Raw genomic sequence first — 2,700 nt, forward strand, 5'->3', positions numbered from 1 at the left:
TTTGTCTATACCCGCCCATCGTAGTAAAGTAGAGTGGTAATCCATAGCCATTATAATCAGGTAAAAAGCCCTTAATACGGTTGAAGTCACTAACCGTCATAAATTGGCTGTGGGTGTGTAAAATAGAGGTCCAATCTTCTTGCGTGTTAATACCATATGCTTTAGTGACTCTGACTGGATAAAATGATGGCATAGCATAAGCCACAGTCCAATTCGGAACTTCATCAGGTACGCGTTCTCTATTCATCATGCTACAACCAGCCAGTAATAGGCAGAGCACCCCTGTTGATATGATCTTTTTCATTTACTGTCCTTGTGTAATGAATGCTGAATCTAGCTCTTTCATTGAGCGCCTCACAGAAACCTGTGAGGCGATAGGCCAATATTAATGAAGCTGATCTACAATATAATTCTCTGATGTATAAACCTTATTTACCTTGTCCCAAGGGATAGGCGTTAAGGTTGCGTTAGCCTTTTTAGCTCTTTTAAGTACAGCGTTTCTTGTCTGGTTGTGATCAGAGTAAGTACTTCCGTTATAGTCCGTTTCGGGTGTGCTAGTTGGCGATAGCTCAGTAACGTACGTATACTTGCCACACCCTTCTAGCCACACTTTCACTTGTCCATTTGGTAGGAAACCAAAATCAAATGTCGTTTGGTAACAAGTTTTACGCCTTCCATCTTCTGGTCTAGTGTAACTTTGCTTTTTATAAGCCAGCGCCTTCATTTTTGGGGTGATATTTAATTCAGTAATATAGAACTTCGCGTCAAAAAGGGATGTCCAGTAAAGCACGACTTTATCGGGTAAATGATTGGTAGGTTGGATTTGTGAATCTCCTCCCATAGTAGCAAAAGCGAGAGGTAACCCATAACCATCATAGTTGGGTAAAAACTCTTTTATACGTTTTAATGCACTGGTAGTCATAAATTGGCTGTGGGTGTGTAAAATAGAGGTCCAATCTTCTTGCGTGTTAATACCATATGCTTTAGTGACTCTGACAGGGTAAAATGATGGCATAGCATAAGCCACAGTCCAATCAGGAACTTCATCAGGTACGCGTTCTCTATTTATCATGCTACAACCAGCCAGTAATAGGCAGAATACTCCTGTTGATATGATCTTTTTCATTTACTGTCCTTGTGTAATGAATGCTGAATCTAGCTCTTTCATTGAGCGCCTTACAGAAAATAGTGAGGTGATAAGTCAATATTAATGAAGCTGATCTACAATATAGTTTTTTGATGTATATATCTTATTTACCTTGTCCCAAGGGATAGGCGTTAAGGTTGCGTTAGCATTTTCAGCTCTAATATTTAACTCGTCTTCATAATCATGCTTGTAGGCAGTTGATGAATTTCCGTTATAGTCCGTTTCGGGTGTGCTCGTTGGTGACAATTCAGTAACGTACGTATACTTACCACAACCCTTAAGCCACACTTTCACTTGACCATTTGGTAGGAAACCAAAATCAAATATCGATTGGTAGCAGGTTCGGTTTATTCCATCAGCCTCAACATGGTTTTGTTGTTTATACATCAGTGCTTTCATTTTTTGGGTAACATCTAATTCAGTAATATAGAACTTCGCGTTAAAAAGGGATGTCCAGTAAAGCACGACTTTATCGGGTAAATGATTTGTATATCTTATCTGGGAGTATTGAGCGATCCCAAAAGTTAACGATAATCCATATCCATCATAGTCCGGTTGAGACTGTTTAATTCGTTCTAAATCGCTGATTGTCATAAATTGACTATGAGTATGTAAAATAGAAGTCCAATCTTCTTGCGTGTTAATACCATATGCTTTAGTGACTCTGACAGGGTAAAATGATGGCATAGCGTAACCAACTGTCCAATCAGGAACTTCATCAGGTACGCGTTCTCTATTCATCATGCTACAACCAACCAGTAATAGGCAGAATACTCCTGTTGATATGATCTTTTTCATTTACTGTCCTTGTGTAATGAATGCTGAATCTAGCTCTTTCATTGAGCGCCTCACAGGTTTCTGTGAGGCGATAAGTCAATATTAATGAAGCTGATCTACAATATATTTTTTTGATGTATATATCTTATTTACCTTGTCCCAAGGGATAGGCGTTAAGGTTGCGTTAGCCTTTTTAGCACTTTTAAGTACAGCGTTTCTTGTCTGGTTGTGATCAGAGTAAGTACTTCCGTTATAGTCCGTTTCGGGTGTGCTCGTTGGTGACAATTCAGTAACGTACGTATACTTACCACAACCCTTAAGCCACACTTTCACTTGACCATTTGGTAGGAAACCAAAATCAAATATCGATTGGTAGCAGGTTTGCCTTATTCCATCAGCCTCAACATGGTTTTGTTGTTTATACATCAGCGCTTTCACTTTAGGTGTGACATCTAATTCAGTAATGTAGAACTTGGCGTCAAAAAGGGATGTCCAATAGAGCACGACTTTGTCGGGTAAATGATTGGTAGGTTGAATTTGTCTATACCAGCCCATCGTAGTAGTAGCGAGAGGTAACCCATAACCATTATAATCAGGTAAAAAGCCCTTAATACGGTTGAAGTCACTAACCGTCATAAATTGGCTGTGGGTGTGTAAAATAGAGGTCCAATCTTCTTGCGTGTTAATACCATATGCTTTAGTGACTCTGACTGGATAAAATGATGGCATAGCATAAGCCACAGTCCAATTCGGAACTTCATCAGGTACGCGTTCTC

3 protein-coding genes and 1 pseudogene are annotated in these 2,700 nt (G+C 39.4%); all 4 read right to left on the reverse strand.

Going from position 1 to position 2,700, the window contains the following annotated elements; translation table 11 throughout:
• Positions 1-304 (reverse strand): annotated as a pseudogene (locus C9J38_RS21385) (DUF2931 family protein); the annotation flags it as partial.
• 81 nt (positions 305-385) lie between these two features.
• The gene (locus C9J38_RS21390) at positions 386-1,126 is read right to left on the reverse strand and encodes a DUF2931 family protein (protein WP_107208804.1); all 741 of its coding nucleotides are present in this window, start codon (positions 1,124-1,126) and stop codon (positions 386-388) included.
• Positions 1,127-1,207: 81 nt separating this feature from the next.
• Positions 1,208-1,945 carry a DUF2931 family protein gene (locus C9J38_RS21395; protein ID WP_107208805.1) on the reverse strand — a complete coding sequence of 246 codons (738 nt, stop codon included), beginning with the start codon at positions 1,943-1,945 and terminating at the stop codon, positions 1,208-1,210.
• Between the two features lie 81 nt (positions 1,946-2,026).
• A partial coding sequence (locus tag C9J38_RS21400; RefSeq protein ID WP_107208806.1) for a DUF2931 family protein occupies positions 2,027-2,700 on the reverse strand: 674 nt, incomplete at its 5' end.

Source organism: Photobacterium sp. GB-210, from assembly GCF_003026075.1.
In the GTDB taxonomy this organism is placed as follows: Bacteria; Pseudomonadota; Gammaproteobacteria; order Enterobacterales; family Vibrionaceae; genus Photobacterium.